Below are 4,039 nucleotides of genomic sequence, written 5' to 3'. Positions count from 1 at the left end.
GCGATGCAGCGACAGCACTGTCTGTTGCGCCTGCGTCTTGAGCGGTACAAAGCGCATGTTCGGTCGCGTTATCGCCTCGCAGATTGCTTCGGCGTCGGCCGCGTCGGTCTTGTTGCTCTTTACGTAACGCCGGACGAACTGCGGGGCGATCAGTCGAACGGTGTGTCCGAGCTTGGTGAGCTCACGGCCCCAGTAGTGCGACGAGGCGCGCGCTTCCATGCCGATTACACACGGTTCCAGCGTGGCGAAATACCGAAGTACATCCGTGCGTCTTTGCTTTTTGCGTACAACGATTTTGCCTCGCGAATTTACTGCGTGAACCTGCATTACGCTCTTGGCCAGATCCAGTCCAGCAGTCGCTATATTCATGATGAACGCCCCTTTGCCGTGGACGTCACGACTTCTCCACTTTGGCATAAACCCCTCGCTCGGTAGCGGGAGTCGTCCATCACATCAGAGCCCACCAAATCCGGTCCGGTTCAAAACCTCAAAAAATCGGCGGTATTAGAGAATCACGCGGACATCAAAAAAACATTTTATATCAATTTGATGGGCGATCGGTGGCATGATGGTCGCAATCCATAGGGTCTGCAGCTTGGATCTTGCTTGTGTGCGCACAGTGGGTTTTCGGGATTAGGTAAGGGGCAAAAGATCAGCGCTCTGAAAACTAGTTGGAAGGATCTTCCCTGGAGGATCAGGCACTTTGTCCAGGTTTGTCAAAGTAGTCGCGCTGGCGTTGTCACGCCGCCGGCCGGAGTAAATGTAAATACTTCAGCGGTAGTTTGACTAGGAGTGCGGTAGGGATGAATTCTCTTGCCGTCGGAGTACTTCCGATGGAATCGGATTCGAGAATCTACGCAGCAAACCGAATGTTGAGTGTTTACAGCGGCATGCGCCCCTGTGTTTCGTGTGAAGCCTCAACGTGTTCGCGTGCCGAATCTATTCAATAACGTCCACCCCTGCAGAGGAGATGTCATGCCCGGTTTCGCCATTCCGTGTGTGTCCGATTGCCCTCCTGTCACCCTGCCCTCTAATCCTGTCCTGCTCGGCGGCGAGAATCGTTCCGGCACCACTCTACTCAGCGTTCTTCTCGACTCGCACTGCGATTTGGTCGTTGGCCCAGAACTTGACTTCACCGAACCGGTCGACCTCGGTCCGCATATCCTCGCTGTTTGCGACATGATCGACGTCCGCGACTCACGGCTCGCCGGTGCGACGAAGGACACCGTTGACCCCGACTGGTACGACGGCGCGCATTTCGTTTTGCAATGCGAACGTTTCGGTCTCGATCGCGACGATTTGCGGAACTTGGTGGTGGACTTGATGACCAAACGTGGAACCGATCTGTCGGCTCTGGAAGACCGTTGTCGGCTCATCGACTCCATTGGCGAATTCCGACGCAAACAGATGGGAGCCCGACGATGGGGCATGAAGCTTCAGCGCAGGATACTGGACGTCGGCACTTACGCAGCGATCTGGCCTCGGGCCCATTTCATTCACATGATTCGCGACGGCCGCGATCTGGCCGCGTCCCACTTGAAGACAGTCCCCGAATGGGGCTACCGGACTGTCGCGCAGGCCGCACACGGCTGGTTGGATGTCGTCACCCGGCCCCGCCAGGCTGCGCCTGACGGCCGCTATCTGGAGACGCGGTACGAGGATCTGGTCACGCGCCCCCGCGAAACCATCAAACGAATGCTGGGCTACCTTCACCTGCCGTGGGACGAGGCGGTCCTGAACCACGCGGCGCACGAACACGCGCTGTTCAACAGACCTTGGGGGCATCCCGCCGCGCAGGCCGCAAGCAAGCCTCTGCACACCGGGCGCCATGGACGGTATTTGCACGACCTCACGCCCGGAGAAATTGCCGAGTTTGAGCGGATCGCGGGTAAAGAGCTGATACACCTGGGCTACGACCTGTCGATGCCGCGTTCAGGAAGCGCGAGATGATAGCGGCGCCCAATGCGCCCCGGCACCGCCTGCCCTGTAGCTTTTATCTGCTTCTCGCTGGCCAGACGGTCTCCCTTCTCGGCTCACAAGTGACGTTTCTTGCCCTTCCGCTGACTGCGATCGAGCTTCACAACGCAAGCCCGTTCGAGACTGGGATATTGCTCGCCTGCGGACGAGCGCCCTACCTGCTACTAGGGCTGCTCGCCGGGGTCCTCACCGACCGGTTCTCGCATCGGATGCTGCTAATGACGGCGAACACGACGATAGCACTCACCTTGGCCTCCGTACCGCTGGCCGCCTCCTTGGCCGGCCACGTAAGCACGCGTCATCTGTATATGGTCGCCACCGTGGCAGGCACGGCCACGGTGATCGCGGATGTTGCCTTTCTTGCTTGCGTACCAACCGTTGTGCGGCTCCCGCAACTGGTACAAGCTCAAAGCAGACTAGAGCTGGGACAGTCGGCGGCACTGATAATCGGCCTGCCACTCGCGGGCTGGCTGATCTCTACCTTCTCCGCTCCCATCGCGATACTCGCCGATGTCGCGTCGTTCGTCCTTGGGACGATGCTGCTCCCTTGGGTATCAATGAGGCCGGTGAGGAGCACGTTGCTCGGCGCGGACCGCCGAGGCGTCGCGGTCGACGGGAGCATCATCAGTCGTATCCTGTCGGAAGCTACAAAGGGCGCACTGCTTGTGCTGCGTACTTCCCGGCTGCGCGCAATTACCTTTGCGACGGGCACGCTTATCTTTTTCTACAGCGCCTACTCGGCTGTCTTTCTCCCGTACCTGACCAAGGACTTGAGACTGACGGCCACCGCGATTGGCACCGTCATGGGCATCGCGGCCGTGGGATCCGCCGTCGGCGCGTTGCTCGCTCGTCTGGCTGCGCGGGCACTGGGACTCGGCCGAGTGCTGGTTGCGGCTCTCTGCACCAGCGCCGTCGGCGCAGCGCTCGCACCCATGTGTCCGGCGCCGGGTTGGCTGGCAATCGGGTTATCGCAGTTCCTGTTGTGGACCGGTCAACAGATGTACAACGTCCATCAGGTGCCCATCCGCTTCATGCTAGCACCACCTGAGTTGCATGGGCGTGTGAACGCAAGCATTCGCACCATAGTATGGGGCCTCGCTCCCTTCGGCGCCCTGCTGGGTGGCTCCTGTGGAACATTGCTGGGTTCCCGGGCAACGCTCCTGTTCAGCGGTGCTCTAATAGCGATGTCCTCTGGGTGGATTTTGACGTCTCCTCTGCGAGCAGTGCGGACACCCCAGCTCCAGGAGGGACATGCCGAGCTGACTTTCGTAGCCGAAGCTCCTCCTCGCAGGTAACGCAAGACATATCATCATGTTCACTGATATACCTTCACTCAGTTTGTCTCCGGGCCATCTCATCGTCTGGCGAGCCAGCGCCCCGCACATGCCGGAAGCACCATGGATGGCCGACTCGCGGCGACCATCCCATACTCAGGAGGCCTTGATCAGGTACGCACTTGACACAGCTGGTGAAGGCCCCCTGCCGCCGTCCTGGTTGGGGTGTGCTTTCGATCTGCCCGCTGGACTTGATGCAGATGCCTTCGCTGCGGCATTGCGCAACTGGACAGATCGCCACGAAACGCTCCGCAGTCAGCTGATGTTTTCCGCTCACTCCACACCCGACAGTCGCCTACTCCGCGTGACGCTGCCGCCCGGCACCGTGACTATCTACCCCAGTGAGGCGACGAACTTCCGCGACAGCCGAAAGCTGGCGCAGTATATCGAAAATCTGTTCGACCGCGAAATTGGCCCACTCGGCTGGCCCGGATATATCTGCGCCACCATCAGCAACGCTGACGCGACCACCGTCTGCGTCGTCGCCGATCACACCCTGATCGACGGGTACTCCATTCTCGGGATCCCACATGAGATCCACACCCTGTACGCTGCAGCACTCGCCACCTCCGACAGCAAACCCGCTCCCCCCCTACCCCCCACGGCCAGCTACCTTGATTTTGCGGAGACTGAACGGAATGCAGCCGATGCACTGACCATCGACCACGAATCCGTCATCAGCTGGCAACAGTTCGTCACCAAGGTTGGCGGCCACCTGCCAGTTTTCC

The 4,039-nt window shown here is 59.8% G+C and carries 3 protein-coding genes and 1 pseudogene; 3 read left to right on the top strand and 1 reads right to left on the bottom strand.

The features are described 5' to 3' along the window. Positions 1–369 (bottom strand): IS110 family transposase (locus tag ACLFKU_RS42575; protein ID WP_410853234.1); only part of this gene is annotated, 369 nt, incomplete at its 3' end. Positions 370–975: 606 nt separating this feature from the next. Between ACLFKU_RS42575 and ACLFKU_RS42570 the strand changes: the two genes are divergently transcribed. The 3 genes and pseudogenes from ACLFKU_RS42570 to ACLFKU_RS42560 all read left to right on the top strand — a co-directional run. Beyond that, positions 976–1,950: a sulfotransferase family protein gene (locus tag ACLFKU_RS42570; RefSeq protein WP_018436621.1), complete on the top strand. Its 975-nt coding sequence runs from the start codon at positions 976–978 to the stop codon at positions 1,948–1,950. After that, positions 1,947–3,272 carry an MFS transporter gene (locus ACLFKU_RS42565; RefSeq protein ID WP_018436620.1) on the top strand — a complete coding sequence of 442 codons (1,326 nt, stop codon included), beginning with the start codon at positions 1,947–1,949 and terminating at the stop codon, positions 3,270–3,272. Before ACLFKU_RS42570 ends, ACLFKU_RS42565 begins: the two co-directional genes overlap by 4 nt. Positions 3,273–3,417: 145 nt before the next feature. Next, positions 3,418–4,039, top strand: a pseudogene (locus ACLFKU_RS42560) (hypothetical protein); the annotation flags it as partial.

Origin of the sequence: Paraburkholderia sp. EG304, from assembly GCF_046543485.1 — a bacterium.
GTDB classification, from domain to species: domain Bacteria; phylum Pseudomonadota; class Gammaproteobacteria; order Burkholderiales; family Burkholderiaceae; genus Paraburkholderia; species Paraburkholderia youngii.
This window is presented reverse-complemented; position numbering and strand designations above follow the sequence as displayed.

Bases quoted from the DNA above. Each gene is read 5' to 3' on its own strand.
- ACLFKU_RS42570 (WP_018436621.1), top strand. From the start codon at position 976: ATGCCCGGTTTCGCCATTCCGTGTGTGTCCGATTGCCCTCCTGTCACC.
- ACLFKU_RS42565 (WP_018436620.1), top strand. From the start codon at position 1,947: ATGATAGCGGCGCCCAATGCGCCCCGGCACCGCCTGCCCTGTAGCTTT.